Here is a 17112-nt window from a genome sequence, read left to right on the forward strand (position 1 = left end):
CTGAATTTATCGGTGAAGGTGGCGGATCAGGCGATGACGCCCAGGATGTCGCTTTCCTTCATGATCAGCAGCTCTTCGCCGTCGATCGTGACTTCGGTGCCCGACCATTTGCCGAACAGCACGCGGTCCCCCGCCTTGACCGAGGGCGCGATCAGTTCGCCCGAATCCTTGCGCGCGCCTTCGCCGGTCGAGATGACCTCGCCCTCGGCGGGCTTTTCCTTGGCGCTGTCAGGGATGATCAGGCCGCCCTTGGTCTTTTCGTCCGACTGGACGCGGCGGACCAGAACGCGGTCATGCAGCGGTGTGAATGCCATGGTTGAACACTCCGTGTTTCAGGTTGCAGTGTCGCTTTGTTGGCACTCACACCAGGTGAGTGCCAATGGACGCTGATTTAGGCCAAGGCTTCGGGCCTGTCAACGGCGCGCGGTCGCCAAAATGTGCGCGGCCGATGCTGGCCAAAGCGGGGGGCCTGTGACAGTTTCCCGGTGTCTGGCAGTCAAGGAGAGAACCGTGCGCAGCCTTCTGGTGGGAACCCTGATGCTGTGGGCGGGGGCGGCCTCTGCCTCGCAATGCGTGGGCACGAACCTTTTCGACACCATGACCCCCGACCAGCGGGCCGAGATCGACGCCGCCGTGGCGGATGTCCCCTATCACCAAGGGTTGCTGTGGCGGGCCAGCAAGGGCGACCAGACGATGATTCTGGTCGGCACCTATCATTTCGGCGATCCGCGCCACGACGCGATGCTGGCCCGGTTGGAGCCGATGCTGGCCGACGCCGCCGCCGTCTTTGTCGAAACGGGACCGGCCGAGGAACGGAAACTGACCGAGGCCCTGGCCTCTGATCCGACCCTGATGGTCGATCCGGCCGGGCCCACCCTGCCGGAACGTCTTGATGACCGCGACTGGGCGGCGCTTTCGGCCGCGATGGCGGATCGCGGGACACCCGCCATCATCACCTCGAAGCTGCGGCCCTGGTATGTGGCGATGATGCTGGGGGTCAGCCCCTGCATGATGCGGCAGGTGGCCGATGGGCAGGGGCAGCGGGACAGCCTGGATCACCGCCTGATGGACCGGGCCGAGGCGCTGGATATCCCCGTGCGGTCCCTGGAACCCTGGGATACGGTCTTCACCCTGTTTCGCGACCTGACGCCCCAGCAGGAGATCGAGATGATCCGGGCGGCCTTGCCTGCCGCATCCTATGCCGACGATTATGCCGTCACGTTGACCGATGCCTATTTCGCGGGGGATGTCTGGCGGATCTGGGAGTTCGGCCGATTCGACGCTTACCGCAATTCGGGACTGACGCGGGATCAGGTCGATGCGCAGATGGATCTGGTCAAGGACCAACTGATGGATCGGCGGAACGCGGCCTGGATCGGTCCGCTGACCAAGGGCGCGCGAAAGGCCGCCGCGCAGGGCAAGGGCATCGTCGCGGGTTTCGGCGCGCTGCACCTGCCGGGCAGGGGGGGCGTGCTGCACCTGCTGGAACAGGACGGCTGGACCATCACCGGGCTGGACGGTTGATCCTCAGCGCCCGCCCAGCACCGACAGCGCCTGCTGCTGGCCACCCTTCACGAAGGTGATGCGGCTGTCGCCGATATCGGTGATCGTGCCGCCGTTGATCCGGTCCCCCAGCCGCAGGGTCAGCACGCGGCCGTTCGACAGGCGCACAAGGGCGCGGCTGGCCTTGCCCGCGCCGATGGTGCCGATGATCTGGGTGCGGTTGATCTGGATGCCGTCCTTGACGGTGGCGGCGACGCCTGCCGTGGTCGGCGTGCGGCCGTCGGGGATATTGGCCGCGACTTCCGGCTCGTCCTCGGCCTCGGGCGGGGCATAGCGTTGCTGGCGGCTGGCTGCGGCGCGGGCCTCTGCCTCGGCCTGGGCACGGGCGCGGGCTTCGGCTGCGGCGCGGGCCTGTGCCTCGGCCTGGGCGTCCTGGGCGGCGCGGGCGCGGGCGCGGGCTTCGGCCTGGGCCTGCAACTCGGCATCCTGGCGGCGCTGTTCAGCCAGGGCCGCTTCCTCGGACTGGGCCTGGGCCGCGGCGCGCAGGTCGCCGGATGTGGGCGCCAGGGTCGCGATGGGTGCCGCGGCGGCGGTGACGGCCGCGGCGGCCGCAGCCCCGGCCCCCGTCGCGCGGCGTGGCGGAAGGGCAGATGAACGAAGCGCCGTCAAAGCGACGGCGCCTGGCAAGGGAGAGCTTTCGGATACGGCTTCGGCAACGGCCTGGTCGATGGCCCTGCCGGACAGGCTGGCGTTGCCGGGACCGGGATCGCTGCGGGCGACGGATCTGGCCCCGCCGGGCCTGGCCTTGGGACGGGCCGACTGTCCCAGTCCTGCTCCCGATGCCGACCGCGCAGGGGGCGCATCGGCGACCGCCGCCGCGACGGCATCCTGCACCGCCCGTTGCGCCGGTCCGCCGACCGCGACCGGCTTGCGGGTCGGGCGGGCATCGGCCAGCCGGATCAATGCGCCGCGTTCCGCCGTGCTGAGGCCTGACGCACCGGCCTGTGCCGTGCGCAGGTCGCGCAGCAGGTCGGTCAGGGCGCGTTTTTCGGCCTGTGTCAGGCGGGTCGGCTGGCCATCCTCGGCCCGGCTGCCTTCCTCGATCATGCTTTGGCGTTCGGGACGGGCGGGCGGGCGGTTCGACGACGCGGCCGGCGGCGTCGCGCGTGCGGGTCCCGATGCCGGTGTCACAGCGGGCTGGCTGGCTTGCTGGGTGGTGGGTCGTTCGGGCGGGCGGGACCCGGTCAGCCGGGCCGTGTCGGGACGTGCGCGTTCCGCGAAGGGCTGCGGATTGGCGGGAACCGCCGGGCGGGCATCGGTCCGTGCCGGAGGCGCGGCCCGCACCGGGGCCACGCGCGGCGGACGGGCCGAACTGGCAAGCCGCTGCGTCGGGGTTTCCACGCGGGCAGCAGGCGCCGCCGGCGCTGCCGCGACCGGAGAGGCAGCCGTCGGAACGCTCGCCGGGGCCGAGGGCGAGGCAGCGGCCGGGGCAGCGGCTGAGGCCGGGGCGTCTGCCATGGTCAGGGCGCTGACCGGGGCCTGCGGCGCGGTGGCCGGGGGCGCGGCCATGGCCTGCGTCAATGCCTGGGTCAGCGCATCATCGGGCTGCGCGGGTGCCGGCTGGGGACGCGTGGCGGTCACCACGGGCGCGACAGGAACGGGCTGGATGGCGGCAGTTTCGGGCGCGGCTTGCGTGGTCTCCGCAGCCTCGGCGGTTTCAGTGTCCGCCGCTGGGGGCAGGGGTGTGGCCACCGGGGCTGCGGCGGTTGCGGTCGGTTGCGCTTCGGGCTGGACCTGCGCGGGTTCCGCAGCGGGCGCTTCGGCAACGGCTTCGACCGCAGGGGCCTGGGCCGGGGTTTCGGCATCCGCCACGGGCGCAGGCGGCACGGCTTCCTGCGGCGCCTCGGCGGTCTCGACCGGCGCGGGCTGCGTCACCGGGTCGGCAGGCATGGCCAGGGCTTCGGCGGTGGTCGCGGGCGTCGGCGCCACGCCATCATCGCCCGACGGCGCGCCGAAGAAGGCCAGGACCAGCACGAGGCCCAGAACCAGAATCCCCATCATCACGGGCAACCGGCCCGGATCCAGGCTGCGCAGGCGCGCCGCAAGCGACGGCGAGGCTGCCGTGTCCTCGGATAGGGCTGCGGGGCGGGCCCGGGCTTCGCGGGCGCGGTCATGGACGGCCTGCGCGCGCGGCGGCAGGGTGCGGGGCGCCGCAGGGGCCTTGACCTCCTTGTGGCGGATCACGGCGGCAGCGGCGGCTTCGGGCGCGGGCCGGGCCTGCGCCGGAACGGCGGCGGCGACCACATGCGGCACGATGCGGCTGATGACGACGGGGGCATCGACCTTGGCGGCGGCGGGTTCCGCGACCGGCACGACCGGGTCGGTCACGCGCGCCTGCGCCAGATCCGGCTGGCTGAAGGGCGGGCGGGTGAACCCGTCGCCGGCCATCCGGCTGGGGCCGAAGTCGGGCTGGCCGTCGAAACGCTCATCCTCGGGGCGGGCGACGAAGCCTGCGGGGCGGAAGCCCTGGGCGCGGGCGAAATCCTCGGCCTCTTCCAGGGTGCGGCGGGCGACGGCGGCGATGCGCAGCGTCTCGATGTCGCCATGGGCCGACGGGCACCAGTCGAAGGCCAGATCCTCGGCCTGATAGGGGGTTATCGCCTCCAGCGCGCGGGCGATGGCCTTGGGGGTGTCGCTGCCCACCGGAACCGTCAGCGTGGTGTAAAGGATCTGGTCGTCGGGAATGACCAGAACGGTGTCGGCCTGGCCCGATGCGGTGCCCGCCTCGTCACGCAGGGCGGCCAGCCGGGCGGTCATTTCCCGGCCCGCGAAGGGGGCCTGGCCCAGGGGGCGCCATCCAAGTCCGTCGCGATGTTCCAGCAGGACCGCCTCGGGCGTGAAGCTCATGGCGAAATCGGGCGGCGCAATATGTCTGTTCATGGTAATGACTGCTCGATGACGATCGCGTGTTATGAAGGTCCGCGACTTGGTGGGATTACGGCAGATCTACCGGATTTTGCGCCCTGAGGAAAGCCAAACTGGCGGATCCGTGAACGCAATTGCTTTGAACTTACCAGCCGGATCGCTGTTAGCTGGAACAAGGAAATTTCCGCAGAGAGGACAGAGACATGACCATCTTTTCGCACCGGCTGGCACGGGCCGCCCTGGTGGCATCCACGGCCCTGGCGCTTGGGGCACCGGCCATGGCCGCACCGGGCAAGGGGGGATACGGCATGTGCCATCCCGGCATGTCGCGCCTGACCGTGACCGGCGAGGGAGAGGCGCGCGCGGCCCCGGATCTGGCGACGATCCAACTGGGCGTGACGACGCAGGCCCCCAGCGCGGCCGAGGCGATGCGCCAGAATTCCACCCAGCAGACCGCGGTGATCGACGCCCTGGCAGGCGCGGGGATCGAGGCGGCGGATGTCCAGACCTCGGGCCTGAACCTCAATCCCGTGATGGATTATGCCGAAGGCCGCGCGCCCAGCGTCACGGGTTACCAGGCCACGAACATGGTGACGGTCCGCGTCCGCGACGTGGCCCGACTGGGCGAGGTTCTGGACGCCATCGTCGTGGCGGGCGCGAACGAGATCAACGGCATCAGCTTCATCCGCGACAACAGCAGCGCGGCCGAGGACGAGGCCCGTCGCGCCGCCGTCGCTGATGCCCGCCACAAGGCCGAGATCCTGGCCGAGGCTGCCGGGCTGACCCTTGGCCCGGTCCTTGTCCTGCGCGACACCCCCACGATGGAGGGGCCGCGCCCCATGATGATGGAGGCCCGTGCCGCCGCGGATGCCGCCAAGGTGCCGATTGCCGCGGGCGAGGTCGCCTTGTCCGCCAATGTGGAAATGCAGTTCGCGCTGACCGGCCAGGATTGCGGTCCGATGATGGATCGGAAAGGCGGCCACGGCCACGGCCACGGGCATGGCGAAGGCCCCGCTTCGGGCCAGGGGACCGATGACGCCGAACAGGGTGTCCTGCCCCCCGGCCATCCGCCCGTTCCCGGCATGGAAACCCCCGCGCCCGACGGCGGTGCCGCAGCGCCCGTCCCCGGCAACGACCCGGCCGCACCGTCACCGGGCGAGCTGCCGCCGCCCCTGGGCACCGATACCGGCGCACCCGAACCCGATGAGCCTGTCGTGCCGCTGGGCGAAGCCCCGGCGGACGCCCCTGCCGAGGGTCAGGCACCCGCAAACTGAACGTGAAAGGGGGCCGCGCGGCCCCCTTTCCTTATCCGACCGCGGCCGACAGCGCCTGGTCCAGGTCGGCGATCAGGTCGGCCGGATCCTCGATCCCGATGGACAGGCGCAGCAGGTCGGGGGCCGCGCCCGCCGCGCGCTGCTGATCCTCGGTCAACTGGCGGTGGGTGGTCGAAGCCGAATGGATCACCAGCGACCGCGCGTCGCCCAGGTTCGCCACATGGCTGAACAGCTTCAGCGCGCCCACCACCTTGACCGCCGTTTCATAGCCGCCCTTGACCGAAAAGGTGAACAGCGCCCCGGCCCCCTTCGGATACAGCCGCTTCGCCGTCGCGTTCCAGGGCGAGGATGCCAGCCCGGCATAGGTCACGGCGGTCACGCGCGGGTCGTTTTCCAGCCATTCCGCGACCTTCTGGGCGTTCTCCACATGGCGGGCCATGCGCAGGCCCAGGGTTTCGATCCCCATCAGCGTGTAATGCGCGCCCTGCGGGTTCATGGTCATGCCCAGGTCGCGCAGACCGATGGCGATAGAATGGAAGGTGAAGGCCAGGTTGCCGAAGGTCTCGTGGAACTTCAGGCCGTGATAGGCGGGTTCGGGATCCGACAGGCTGGGGAACTTGCCCGAGGCCGACCAGTCGAAGCTGCCGCTGTCCACGACCACGCCGCCCGTCACGGTGCCGTTGCCGGTCATGTATTTGGTCAGGCTGTGGACGACCAGCGTCGCGCCCATCTCGATCGGGCGGCACAGGTATGGTGTGGCCAGCGTGTTGTCCACGATCAACGGGATGCCTGCGGCATTGGTGATCTCGGCAACTGCCGGAATGTCGGTGACATAGCCGCCGGGATTGCTGATCGATTCGCAGAAGACCGCGCGCGTGTCGTCGTCGATGGCCGCACGCAGGGCGTCCAGATCGTCGAAGTCCACGAATTTGGCGGACCAGCCGAACCGCTTGATGGTCTGGCTGAACTGCGTGACCGTGCCGCCGTAAAGCCGGGTCGAGGCGATGATATTGCGCCCCGGCCCCATCAGCGGGAACAGCGCCATGATCTGCGCCGCGTGCCCCGACGAACAGCAGACCGCCCCCGCGCCGCCTTCCAGCGCGGCGACCCGGTTCTGCAGCGCGCCGACGGTGGGGTTGGTCAGGCGGGAATAGATGTATCCCACCTCTTGCAGCCCGAACAGGCGCGCCGCGTGGTCGGCGTCCTTGAAGACATAGGACGTGGTCTGATAGATCGGCACCTGCCGCGCGCCGGTCGCGGGATCGGGTTCGGTCCCGGCATGGATCGCGGTGGTGTCAAAGCCCTGGGTCATCTCTCTCTCCTCTCGATGTCGGTTGCGGGCAGAAGGTCACGACAGCGCCCGGGTTTCAATTGGAAATACCGGGTTGTCCCTGCCGGACCTTGCCCCGATCATGCCGTCATCTCCTTAAGGGACAGCCATGCGCATGATCGACTTCAGCAACTGGAACAGCATCCTGTCCACCGTGATCGGGATCGCGCTGTTCGCGCTGATCGGCATCGGCATCCGGGTGCTGGTGATGTTCACCGTCCAGCAGCGCCGCGAACGGATGAACCGCCAGATCAACGAACGCCTGCGGGTGCTGATCGCCGCCTACAAGGTGCTGGGCGGATCCTTCACGGGCGATCTGGCCGTGGATCCCGCCCATCTGCGCGACCTGCGCCAGCGCGCGACCGAGGAGGGCACGGATCTGACCGAAGGCTCGGACCGCCGCCGCCGGATCCGGGATGCGGTCGAAGCCGCGCTGTCCGACATCCTGCTGCTGGGCACGGAAACCCATGTCCGCCTGGCCGAACGCGCCGCCCGCGACCTGGTGGAAGGGCGGCCGGTCCAGACGGATGAACTGGTGCGATCCCTGCGCGACTTCATCCGCAAAGCCCTGGATCTGGAACCCGTGCCCACCGGCCTTGCCATCCCGCCCCAGGGACCGACCCGCCCCGCACCGGGTGGCGGCAAGGGCAGGGGCGGGGACGAGGGGCGGTCCCGCGGCACCGGCGGCGGAGGAGGGGCGGGCGCCGGGGGTGGTGGCGGCATGGGCATGGGCATGGCTGCGGGCCGCCAGGCCGACGATCCCGCGACCGGCGGCTGAGGCTTACCGCTGCCGCCGTGCCATGAAGGCCAGCTTTTCGAACAGTGCCACATCCTGTTCGTTCTTCAGCAGCGCGCCGTGCAGCTTCGGCAGCATCGTGTGGGGGTCACGCCGCAGATCCTCGGGCGCCAGATCCTCGGCCAGGATCAGCTTCAGCCAGTCCAGAAGCTCGCTGGTCGAGGGCTTCTTCTTCAGCCCCGGCGTGTCGCGCAATTCGAAGAACTGCGTCAACGCCTGGTCCAGCAGCCCGCGCTTCAGGCCCGGATAATGCACGTCCACGATGGCGCGCAGCGTGTCGGCATCGGGAAACCGGATATAATGGAAGAAACAGCGCCGCAGGAATGCGTCCGGCAGTTCCTTTTCGTTGTTCGAGGTGATGATGACAACCGGCCGGTGTGCGGCGCGGATCGTCTCGCCGGTCTCGTAAACGTGAAACTCCATCCGGTCGAGTTCCTGCAGAAGGTCGTTCGGAAACTCGATGTCGGCCTTGTCGATCTCGTCGATCAGCAAGACCACCTTGCCGGGCGCCTCGAAGGCCTGCCACAGCTTGCCCTTGCGGATATAGTTGGCGACATCATGGACCCGCGCATCGCCCAACTGGCTGTCGCGCAACCGGCTGACGGCGTCGTATTCATACAAGCCCTGCTGGGCCTTGGTCGTTGATTTGACATGCCATTCGATGATCGGCAGGGACAGGCTTTCCGCCACCTGCCGGGCCAGTTCGGTCTTGCCCGTGCCCGGTTCGCCCTTGACCAGCAGCGGGCGTTCCAGCGTGACGGCGGCATTGACCGCGATCGCCAGGTCGGGCGGGGCGACATATCGGCCGGTGCCGGTGAACTGCATCAAACTCTCCTTTCAGGTGAAATACTTGGGCACGAACAACGCACGGGATCGCATGTCATTCAACCTTGAACGTTTCGCCTAGTGACAAGCAGCACGTCATACTTTATGGGGGCGCGCAAGGTGCCGGTTCGCGTTCCACCCGGCCCTGCCGGAGAGCATTTATGAAAGCCCAGACCTTCCTGCCCCAGGACTATCGTCCCGCCGAGGATGAGCCGTTCATGAACGACCGGCAGTTGGAATATTTCCGGCGCAAGCTGGAAGCCTGGAAGCAGGAATTGCTGGATCAATCCGCCGAAACGCTGGAAGGCCTGCAAGACAGCGCCCGCGCCGTGCCGGATCTGGCCGACCGCGCGTCCGAGGAAACCGATCGCGCCCTTGAACTGCGCACCCGCGACCGCCAGCGCAAGCTGGTCAGCAAGATCGACGCGGCCTTGCGCCGGATCGAGACGGGCGAATACGGTTACTGCGAAATGACGGGCGAACCGATCAGCCTGAAACGCCTGGACGCCCGCCCTATCGCCACCATGACGCTGGAAGCGCAGGAACGCCACGAACGCCGCGAGCGGGTCCACCGCGACGACTGATCCGATGCCAGGCGCCCTGCGATCACGGCCCGTCACGGTCGTCGGCGGCGGCGTCGCGGGGCTGACCGCCGCCATCGCGCTGCAACAGCGCGGGGCAAAGGTCACCGTCCTGGAACGCGCGCCCGCCATCGCCGAGGTCGGCGCGGGCCTGCAACTCTCCCCCAACGCGATGCGCGTGCTTGACGCGCTTGGGCTGTCTGCGGCGCTTGATGCGGTGTCGCTGCCCAGCCATGCGGTGCGGTTGCGCGATGCCTCGGGTTCGGATGTGGTTCGGCTGGACCTGGCCCGCCACCGCCCCCAGGCCCGGTTCCGCCTGATCCACCGCGCCCGTTTGATCGAGGTTCTGGAACAGGCCGCAAGGCGGGCGGGTGTGCGGATCGTCCTGGACCATCCAGTTGAATCTCCACCCGACGCCCCCCTGCTGATCGGCGCCGACGGGCTGCACAGCGGGATCCGCGCCGCCCTGAACGGACGCGAAGTGCCCTTCTTCACGGGCCAGACGGCCTGGCGCGCCGTCATTGCAGACCAGGACAAGCCCCCTGAGGCTCAGGTCTTCATGGGACCGAACCGCCACCTGGTCAGCTATCCCCTGGCGGGCGGGCTTCGCAACATCGTGGCGGTCCTGGAAACCCGCGACTGGCAGGACGAAGGCTGGTCCCATCCCGACGATCCCGCCAACCTGCGCGCGGCCTTCGCCCGCTTCGGCGGCCCGGTGCCGGGATGGCTGGCACAGGTCGATCGGGTCCATGTCTGGGGCCTGTTCCGCCATCAGGTCGCAGCCCGCTGGCAAGACGGACGCATGGCGATCCTGGGCGACGCCGCCCATCCGACGCTGCCCTTCATGGCCCAAGGCGCCTGCATGGCCATCGAGGATGCCTGGACGCTGGCCGCCTGCCTGGACGCCGTGCCCGACCAGCAGGCCGCGCTGATGCGCTATGAAAGCCTGCGCAAGCCTCGCACGACCCGCATCGTCGAGGCGGCGAATGCCAATGCAGGCAACTATCACCTGACCGGTCCGAGGCGGCTTGCCGCCCATGCCGCGCTGCGTTTGGGCGGCAAGGTGGCACCCGGCGCAATTTTGTCGCGCTTCGACTGGATCTATGATTTCGACCCGGTTGCGGAAGCGCCCTGAATCTTCTGTGTGAAAATATCCCACAGGGGGTCCGGGGGACGTGAAGTCCCCCGGCGTTTGCCGCCTCAGGCTGCCTTTTCCACCGCCGCGACGATCCCGTCCACGACTTCGCGCAGCACGGTCTCGTTCTCGGCCTCGGCCATCACGCGGATCAGGGGTTCGGTGCCGGACTTGCGGATCAGGACGCGGCCCGTGCCTGCCAGCCGTGCCTCGGCATCCGCGATCACGGCGCGCACCTCGGCCGCCGACAAGGGGTCGGCGCCTGCGGCGTAGCGGACGTTCTTCAGCATCTGCGGCACCGGGTCGAACTGCGCGGCCAGGACGCTGGCGCTTTCGCCCGTCTCGGCCATGGCGGCCAGGAACTGCATCGCCGCGATCAGCCCGTCCCCGGTGGTGGCATAGTCGGTCATCACGATATGGCCCGACTGTTCGCCGCCCAGGTTGAACCCGCCCCCGCGCATCCGTTCGACCACATAGCGGTCGCCGACCTTGGTGCGCTCCAGCCGCAGCCCGCGCCCGGTCAGGAAATGTTCCAGCCCCAGGTTCGACATCACAGTGGCGACAAGGGCGTTCCCTTGCAGGCGTCCCTGGTCGGCCCAGCGGGCCGCCATCAATGCCATGATCTGGTCCCCGTCGGCCACCTGACCCTTTTCGTCGATGATGATCACCCGGTCCGCATCGCCGTCCAGGCTGATGCCCAGATGCGCGCCATGGTCCAGAACCGCCGCCGCGCAGGCCTGAGGATGGGTGGAACCCACGCCGGCATTGATGTTGAAGCCGTCCGGCTTCACCCCGATGGGGATCACATGGGCGCCCAGTTCCCACAGCACGTCGGGCGCGGCGCGATAAGCGGCGCCGTTGGCGCAGTCGATCACCACGCGCAAGCCGTCCAGGCGCTGTCCTGACGGGAAGGTGGTCTTGGCATATTCGACATAACGCCCGCGACCGTCGTCGATGCGCCTGGCGCGGCCGATATTGGCGGGCTGGGCCGGGGTGATGTCGCCCGCGACGATGCGCTCGATCTCGGCTTCGGCCTCGTCCGACAGCTTGAAGCCGTCGGGGCCGAAGAACTTGATGCCGTTGTCCTCGGCCGGGTTGTGGCTGGCGGAAATCATGATTCCCACATCCGCGCGCATCGACCGGGTCAGGAAGCCCACGGCCGGGGTGGGCACCGGACCCAGCAGCAGCACGTTCATGCCGGTGCTGGTCAGCCCCGCCGTCAGGGCGTTTTCCAGCATGTAGCCGGACAGCCGCGTGTCCTTGCCGATCACCACGCGATGCGCGCTGTCATCGCCCGAGCGGCGGAAATACCGCCCCGCCGCCGCGCCAAGGCGCAGGGCCATCTCGGCGGTCATGGGGTGGGTGTTGGCGCGTCCGCGCACGCCGTCTGTCCCGAACAAGCCTCTGCTCATGTTCCTGCCTTTTCGTTATCGTTGACGGCCTGCCACAGCCGCAGCCCCTGCACCAGTCCGCGCACATCGTGGACGCGGTGTATCTGAACCCCCTGCGCCACCGCCGCAAGCGTCACCGCCAGCGTTCCCGGCGATCTGTCGGCGGGATCCTGCGCCCCGCCGACCGCGCCGATGAACCGCTTGCGCGAGACGCCCAGAAGGATCGCGCAGCCAAGCCCATGATACAGCGAAATCCGCCGCAGGATGGCAAGATTATGCGCCTGCGTCTTGCCGAAGCCGATGCCGGGATCGACCAGGATCCGATTGCGCGCGATGCCCGCAGCCTCGGCCCGGCGGATCCGCGCTTCCAGCGCGTCATAGACGTCCAGCAGCACATCGTCATAGCGCGGATCGTCCTGCATCGTCTCGGGCAGGCCCTGCGCATGCATCAGGCAGACCGGCACCTTCGCCTCCGCCGTCAGGCTTGCAAGCGCGGGGTCGAAGTCGAAGCCCGACACGTCGTTGATCAGCCCTGCGCCCGCCGCCAGCGCGGCCCGTGCGACCGCCGTCTTGCGGGTATCGACGGAAAGCGGCGCATCGGCCAGGGCGCGGATGACGGGGACGATCCGGCCGATCTCCTCGGCCACCGGAACCTCGGCCGCGCCGGGGCGGGTGGATTCGCCGCCGATGTCCAGCAGGTCGGCCCCATCCTGCATCAGTTGCCGGCCCCATTGGACGGGGTCATAGGTGCCGCCGTCCGAGAAGCTGTCCGGCGTCGCGTTGACGATGCCCATCACGCGCGGGCGGTCCATGGACAGGTCCAGGACGCCGGAACGGGGCGCGGTCAGGCGTTCCAGCAGATCGGGCGGGATGTCCGTGCCAAGCCGGGGCAGCTGGCCGCGTTCCAGGACCTCGACCTGGGAAAAGCGGATCCAGCCGCCCGCAAGGCGGTGGCGGCCGTATGGGTCGGGAAGGGGGCGGTAATAAAGGCTCATGTCGCCACCGGAACACGGCCCACGGCAATCCCCTCGGGCGGGGCGGGCAGGGGCGCATCGGTCGCGAAATCGACGCGGTGGGCGGACAGGCGCGCGGCCAGCCAGAAGGCCAGGTCCGGCGCGGCGGGCAGGATGCCGGGTGCTTCGACCGCAAGCCGGGCCGGGGCCCAGACCACCGCGGCTTCGGCCCGAATGGCGGCGTCGAGTTCGGTCCGCGTCTCGGCCACCTCGATGCCCAAGGCGTCCGACAGGATCCAGGCGGCCTGATCAAGGCCCAGCAAGGCGATGCGGCGGGTGTCGCCACCCTGCGGCAGGGGCGCGACGGGCGCTTCGGGCACTACCACCAGGGCACCAGAAGGCAAGGCCGCCGGACGGCCCACGACGATCCGCACCGGCAGATGCTGCGATGTCACGGCCATGCGGCCCGCATCGCGGGTGATGGTGATGCCCAGGGCGCCGGGGCCGCGATCCAGCTTTTCCACCGTGACGGTTATCCGCGCGGCGCGGGGATCGGCCAGCACCTGCGCCGCGATGCGTTCGGCCAGCGTTTCCACCAGGTTGAACCGCTGCTCCGCAAGGGCTGCATCCACCGCCTGGACCAGCACGTCATAGGACAGGATGCGGTCCACATGGTCGTCCCTGGCGTCCACGGGATCGCGCAGATCGACGGAAAGCGAAAAACGCAGCCGCTGGGTGCGGCCGCGTTCGGATTGAAAGGCGCCGATTTCGGCTTCGACGACATGGTCGCGCAGATGGATGCGGTCAGGCTGGCTCATGCCTGCCATTCACAGCAATTCCCAGCCGCAGGCAAGTCCGGCCTTAATTCGAGGCGACGCGCTGGCCGCCGGGGCGATAGAAGATGTGCTGCCCGATCTGCACGGTGCGCTGGAACCGGCGCGACCAGGACGGGCTTACGGCGGGCGTGTGGAAATAGGTGGCCCCGTTCGTCAAGGCGCGCGGTGCCCCGGCCAGGGCGTTGCGGGCGATGTCGCGGGCACGCAGATAGGCGCTCTTGTTCTTGATCGGCTTGCGCCCGCCGATGGTATAGCTGAACTGGCTGGGCTGGTTCACCACCCCGCAGACCGACGAGGGGAACTGCCGGCTGTCGACGCGGTTCAGGATCACCTCGGCCACGGCGGCCTGGCCGCGGGTGCTTTCGCCGCGCGCCTCGTGATAGATCGCCTCGGCCAGGCAGTTCAGGTCGCGTTCGTCGAACCTGCCCCTCGCCGACCGTTCGGCGCTGGCCGGCAGCAATCTTGCACGCTGATTTTCACGCTGGACGGCAGATTCAGCCTTCACAGGTTCGTCACCCGTATGTAGAAGCGGCGTCGGACGCGCTGACTGTGTCGCGGAACCGAACAGCCCGGCATCGGACGAAAACAGCGATCCGTTGCCTGCAATGGCGTATGTCGCCGTGAAGGTAAGGGCGGCGGCGCACAGGCATGACGGCACCAACCGCTGAAGCAGCGTTTTCATATCTATCCCTATAACCGTGTCGGATGGACAGGTCGTTAAGATCACGGCTGGCCCAGAGCAGATGGACACCACCGCGTTCGCCGGAATGATTACGGTTTTAGCGATCGGCGCATCCACCGAACTTCCCCGTGAGGTTCCGTTTCAGGGGAAAAAGGGACGTTTCCGGCAGCATCTCGCCGACCTGCAAAGCGTCAACCGGCAGGTTTCGGCACGATGACAACCTTTGCGGGTGCAGCAAGAGGCTGTCGAGACGCAAGATTTTGCGTGATCGACCGGCGAATCAGTCAGCCGTCGCCGCGCAGAAGCCGGGCGCGCAAGGCCGATTGCGCCGCCGCCAGCCGGGCTACGGGAACGCGGAACGGCGAACAGGACACATAGTCGAATCCCGCATCATGGCAGAACCCGATGGATTCGGGATTGCCGCCATGTTCCCCGCAGACCGAGATGGTGATCCCGGGATGCTGCTGGCGTGCCCTCTGCGCCCCGGTCAGCAGCAATTCCCCGACGCCGTCCTGGTCAAGGCAGTGGAAGGGATCTTCCTCATAGACGCGCTGGCCGACATAGGTGCCCATGAAGCGCCCCGCATCGTCGCGCGACAGGCCATAGGTCATCTGCGTCAGGTCGTTCGTGCCGAAGGACAGGAAGGCCGAATGAGCGGCGATGTCGCCCGCGCGCAGGCAGGCGCGCGGCGTTTCCACCATCACCCCCAGGCGATAGGTGAAGTCGATGCGGCGGTCGTTCCTGACGGCGGCGGCCACCGCGTCGATGCGGTTCTTGACCAGCTCGACCTCTCGCATGGCGCTGACCAGGGGGATCATGATCTCGGGGACGACCGGGTCGCCCTTGCGGCTGGCTTCAATGGTGGCCTCGAAGATGGCACGGGCCTGCATGTCATAGATTTCGGGAACGGTGATGCCCAGCCGGACCCCGCGCATCCCCAGCATCGGGTTGAATTCCGACAGCGCCTCGACCCGGCGGGTCACGTCGGACAAGGGCAGGTCCATGGTATCGGCCAGTTCGCGCAACCCCTCGCGGTCATGGGGCAGGAATTCGTGCAGCGGCGGGTCGAACAGGCGGATGGTGACCGGCAGGCCTGCCATGATCTCGAACAGGGCGGTGAAGTCCTGGCGCTGCATGGGCAGGATGCGGTCCAGGGCCAGGCGGCGATCCTGGGGGGTGTCGGCAAAGATCATCTCGCGCATGGCGGGCAGGCGCTCGGCGTCGAAGAACATGTGTTCGGTCCGGCACAGCCCGATGCCCTGCGCGTTGAAGCGCCGGGCGGTGCGGGCGTCTTCCGGCGTGTCGCAATTGGCGCGCACCGCGATGCCCCCCGCCGCATCCGCCCAGACCAGCAGTTGCGAGAAATTGTCGTCGAGCGCCGGTTCCAGCAGGGGGACACGTCCCGTCAACACCTCTCCGCTGGATCCGTCGATGGTGATCTCGTCCCCTTCGTGCAGGGTGATGCCGCCCGCGCGAAGGGTCCGCTGGCGCGCGTCGATGCTGATGCCATTGGCACCCACGATGCAGGGCAGACCCATGCCCCGCGCGATCACGGCCGCGTGGCTGGTGGTGCCGCCCCGTTCGGTCAGGACGCCCACGGATGCGTGCATCCCGCGCACGTCTTCAGGGACGGTTTCACGGCGGACCAGGATGCAAGCCTCGTCCCGCGCGGCGGCGGCCTGGGCGGCGGCGGCGGTGAAGACGATCCGGCCGGTGGCGGCGCCAGGGCTGGCGTTGATGCCGCGCGCGATCACCTCTCGCGGGGCGTGGGGATCGACCTGTCGGTGCAGCAGATCGGCAAGCGCGCGGGGTTCGACGCGCATCACGGCCTCGGATTCCGGGATGATGCCGTCGCGGGCCAAGGCCACGGCGATGCAGACCCCGGCGCGGGATGTCCGCTGAACCCGCGTGGCGTCGATGATCGAGATCTGGCTGTCGGCCACCACGAACTCGATCTGCATTTCCTCGCGCAGGCGCTCGCGCGCGGCGACGCCGAAGCGGATCAGGTCGGCGAAAACCTCGGGCGCGGTGTCTTCCAGCGACGGACCACGGTCGTCGCGGACCAGGAACTGGGTTTCGGCCCCCGCCCCATCCGCGCCCCCATGGTGCTGGCGCTTGAAGCGGCCGGTGACGCGGGGCGCGCCGGTTGCGGAATCGACGAACTGGATGCTGCCCGATCCGCACAGCCCCGGCCCCAGGCCAAGCGCCATCTGCTGAACCACCAGCCCCAGCGGCGCGTCCGGGGGCGCGCCCTTGGCCTGGCGCAGCAGCCGCGCGGTCGGGCCGTCCCAGGCGCGGGCCATGGACCGCAGGACCTCGGCCAGTTGGATGGCGGGATCCTGGGGAAAATCCTCGTCCGTTTCGTCGCGATAGCTGCGAAGCGCCTCGGCCAGGGCGCCTTCGCCGTCCTGGGCGAACATGTCGGGGTCCAGGCGCGCGATATGGATGGCATAGCTTTGGACAAAGCGGCGATACAGGGTGTCGGCATTGGCGCGGCCGATCCGATGGGCCAGCCGCTTGTGCGTCCTGTCGTTGATGCCGACGTTCAGGATCGTGCCCGGCCCGCCCCATTCCGGCATCAGGGCCGAGGGGCGCACGCTGACCAACCCGTCGCCGTCGCTGAAAAGGTCCGCCAGATCCCCCAGGTCGATCCGCCTGCCCGTCGCGATGGACTGCACCGATTCCGCGGGGATCGCAAAGCTGCGCGGCACCGGCAGGCGCATCCGGATCAGCCGTTGCAGGCACTTCGCCCGCCAGCCGTGGCACGCGCGTTCCACCCCGGCCGAGGGGGTGATTTCAGTTACGTCTGGAAGGTTGCGCGGTTCCATGTCGCGCGAAAGATAGGCGCGCGGCGGCCAATGCCGCAAGCGCGAAAAAGGGG

15 protein-coding genes are annotated in these 17112 nt (G+C 68.8%); 6 read left to right on the forward strand and 9 right to left on the reverse strand.

The genetic code is table 11. From position 1 onward, the window contains the following. Positions 1-26 precede the first annotated feature (26 nt). Positions 27-314 (reverse strand): co-chaperone GroES, encoded by a 288-nt coding sequence (locus IEX25_RS12045; RefSeq protein ID WP_089386456.1) that lies wholly within the window; start codon positions 312-314, stop codon positions 27-29. A 196-nt stretch (positions 315-510) separates the two neighbouring features. Here IEX25_RS12045 and IEX25_RS12050 point away from each other — a divergent pair, with 196 nt between their 5' ends. Continuing rightward, the gene (locus IEX25_RS12050; RefSeq protein ID WP_229665153.1) at positions 511-1524 is read left to right on the forward strand and encodes a TraB/GumN family protein; all 1014 of its coding nucleotides are present in this window, start codon (positions 511-513) and stop codon (positions 1522-1524) included. A 3-nt stretch (positions 1525-1527) separates the two neighbouring features. On the opposite strand, the gene IEX25_RS12055 is transcribed toward IEX25_RS12050, so the two are convergent. Then, positions 1528-4443, reverse strand: a complete 2916-nt coding sequence (locus tag IEX25_RS12055; RefSeq protein WP_146038582.1) for a hypothetical protein — start codon at positions 4441-4443, stop codon at positions 1528-1530. Positions 4444-4631: 188 nt separating this feature from the next. Between IEX25_RS12055 and IEX25_RS12060 the strand changes: the two genes are divergently transcribed. After that, positions 4632-5702 (forward strand): SIMPL domain-containing protein, encoded by a 1071-nt coding sequence (locus tag IEX25_RS12060; protein ID WP_103171337.1) that lies wholly within the window; start codon positions 4632-4634, stop codon positions 5700-5702. A gap of 31 nt (positions 5703-5733) precedes the next feature. Here IEX25_RS12060 and IEX25_RS12065 read toward each other — a convergent pair whose 3' ends face one another. Further along, entirely contained in the window at positions 5734-7014 is a 1281-nt protein-coding gene (locus tag IEX25_RS12065; protein ID WP_103171338.1) for an O-acetylhomoserine aminocarboxypropyltransferase/cysteine synthase family protein, read from the reverse strand. A gap of 127 nt (positions 7015-7141) precedes the next feature. Here IEX25_RS12065 and IEX25_RS12070 point away from each other — a divergent pair, with 127 nt between their 5' ends. Beyond that, positions 7142-7810 (forward strand): hypothetical protein, encoded by a 669-nt coding sequence (locus tag IEX25_RS12070; RefSeq protein ID WP_103171339.1) that lies wholly within the window; start codon positions 7142-7144, stop codon positions 7808-7810. A gap of 3 nt (positions 7811-7813) precedes the next feature. Here the strand turns inward: IEX25_RS12070 and IEX25_RS12075 are convergent, their stop codons facing one another. Further along, positions 7814-8653, reverse strand: a complete 840-nt coding sequence (locus tag IEX25_RS12075; protein ID WP_103171340.1) for an AAA family ATPase — start codon at positions 8651-8653, stop codon at positions 7814-7816. 161 nt (positions 8654-8814) lie between these two features. Here IEX25_RS12075 and dksA point away from each other — a divergent pair, with 161 nt between their 5' ends. Together dksA and IEX25_RS12085 are read left to right on the forward strand one after the other, a co-directional pair. Further along, positions 8815-9237 (forward strand): RNA polymerase-binding protein DksA, encoded by a 423-nt coding sequence (gene dksA, locus IEX25_RS12080; protein ID WP_103171341.1) that lies wholly within the window; start codon positions 8815-8817, stop codon positions 9235-9237. Positions 9238-9241: 4 nt separating this feature from the next. Further along, complete coding sequence (locus IEX25_RS12085; RefSeq protein WP_103171342.1) at positions 9242-10369, forward strand: FAD-dependent oxidoreductase; 1128 nt, start codon at positions 9242-9244, stop codon at positions 10367-10369. A gap of 65 nt (positions 10370-10434) precedes the next feature. Here IEX25_RS12085 and glmM read toward each other — a convergent pair whose 3' ends face one another. Genes glmM through IEX25_RS12105 form a run of 4 tightly spaced genes read right to left on the reverse strand, consistent with a single transcriptional unit; the run spans position 10435 to position 14231 of the window. Further along, positions 10435-11781 (reverse strand): phosphoglucosamine mutase, encoded by a 1347-nt coding sequence (glmM, locus tag IEX25_RS12090; protein ID WP_103171343.1) that lies wholly within the window; start codon positions 11779-11781, stop codon positions 10435-10437. Further along, entirely contained in the window at positions 11778-12755 is a 978-nt protein-coding gene (gene folP, locus IEX25_RS12095; protein WP_103171344.1) for a dihydropteroate synthase, read from the reverse strand. The genes glmM and folP overlap by 4 nt, the downstream gene beginning before the upstream one ends. Beyond that, a complete protein-coding gene (locus IEX25_RS12100; RefSeq protein WP_188715261.1) occupies positions 12752-13531 on the reverse strand; it encodes a dihydroneopterin aldolase in 780 nt (259 codons plus the stop codon). Before IEX25_RS12100 ends, folP begins: the two co-directional genes overlap by 4 nt. Before the next feature lie 43 nt (positions 13532-13574). Further along, positions 13575-14231, reverse strand: coding sequence for a cell wall hydrolase (locus tag IEX25_RS12105; protein WP_103171346.1), 657 nt, complete (start codon positions 14229-14231; stop codon positions 13575-13577). Between the two features lie 61 nt (positions 14232-14292). Between IEX25_RS12105 and IEX25_RS12110 the strand changes: the two genes are divergently transcribed. After that, positions 14293-14448: a hypothetical protein gene (locus IEX25_RS12110; RefSeq protein WP_158247936.1), complete on the forward strand. Its 156-nt coding sequence runs from the start codon at positions 14293-14295 to the stop codon at positions 14446-14448. Positions 14449-14515: 67 nt separating this feature from the next. Here IEX25_RS12110 and IEX25_RS12115 read toward each other — a convergent pair whose 3' ends face one another. After that, positions 14516-17059, reverse strand: a complete 2544-nt coding sequence (locus IEX25_RS12115) for a putative PEP-binding protein (RefSeq protein WP_103171680.1) — start codon at positions 17057-17059, stop codon at positions 14516-14518. Between the last annotated feature and the right edge of the window lie 53 nt (positions 17060-17112).

The organism is Paracoccus acridae (assembly GCF_014642735.1).
GTDB classification, from domain to species: Bacteria; Pseudomonadota; Alphaproteobacteria; order Rhodobacterales; family Rhodobacteraceae; genus Paracoccus; species Paracoccus acridae.

Coding starts and splice junctions, on each gene's coding strand:
- IEX25_RS12045 (WP_089386456.1), bottom strand. CDS start 314: ATGGCATTCACACCGCTGCATGACCGCGTTCTGGTCCGCCGCGTCCAG.
- IEX25_RS12055 (WP_146038582.1), bottom strand. CDS start 4,443: ATGAACAGACATATTGCGCCGCCCGATTTCGCCATGAGCTTCACGCCC.
- IEX25_RS12060 (WP_103171337.1), top strand. CDS start 4,632: ATGACCATCTTTTCGCACCGGCTGGCACGGGCCGCCCTGGTGGCATCC.
- IEX25_RS12065 (WP_103171338.1), bottom strand. CDS start 7,014: ATGACCCAGGGCTTTGACACCACCGCGATCCATGCCGGGACCGAACCC.
- IEX25_RS12070 (WP_103171339.1), top strand. CDS start 7,142: ATGCGCATGATCGACTTCAGCAACTGGAACAGCATCCTGTCCACCGTG.
- IEX25_RS12075 (WP_103171340.1), bottom strand. CDS start 8,653: ATGCAGTTCACCGGCACCGGCCGATATGTCGCCCCGCCCGACCTGGCG.
- dksA (WP_103171341.1), top strand. CDS start 8,815: ATGAAAGCCCAGACCTTCCTGCCCCAGGACTATCGTCCCGCCGAGGAT.
- IEX25_RS12085 (WP_103171342.1), top strand. CDS start 9,242: ATGCCAGGCGCCCTGCGATCACGGCCCGTCACGGTCGTCGGCGGCGGC.
- glmM (WP_103171343.1), bottom strand. CDS start 11,781: ATGAGCAGAGGCTTGTTCGGGACAGACGGCGTGCGCGGACGCGCCAAC.
- folP (WP_103171344.1), bottom strand. CDS start 12,755: ATGAGCCTTTATTACCGCCCCCTTCCCGACCCATACGGCCGCCACCGC.
- IEX25_RS12100 (WP_188715261.1), bottom strand. CDS start 13,531: ATGAGCCAGCCTGACCGCATCCATCTGCGCGACCATGTCGTCGAAGCC.
- IEX25_RS12105 (WP_103171346.1), bottom strand. CDS start 14,231: ATGAAAACGCTGCTTCAGCGGTTGGTGCCGTCATGCCTGTGCGCCGCC.
- IEX25_RS12110 (WP_158247936.1), top strand. CDS start 14,293: ATGGACACCACCGCGTTCGCCGGAATGATTACGGTTTTAGCGATCGGC.
- IEX25_RS12115 (WP_103171680.1), bottom strand. CDS start 17,059: ATGGAACCGCGCAACCTTCCAGACGTAACTGAAATCACCCCCTCGGCC.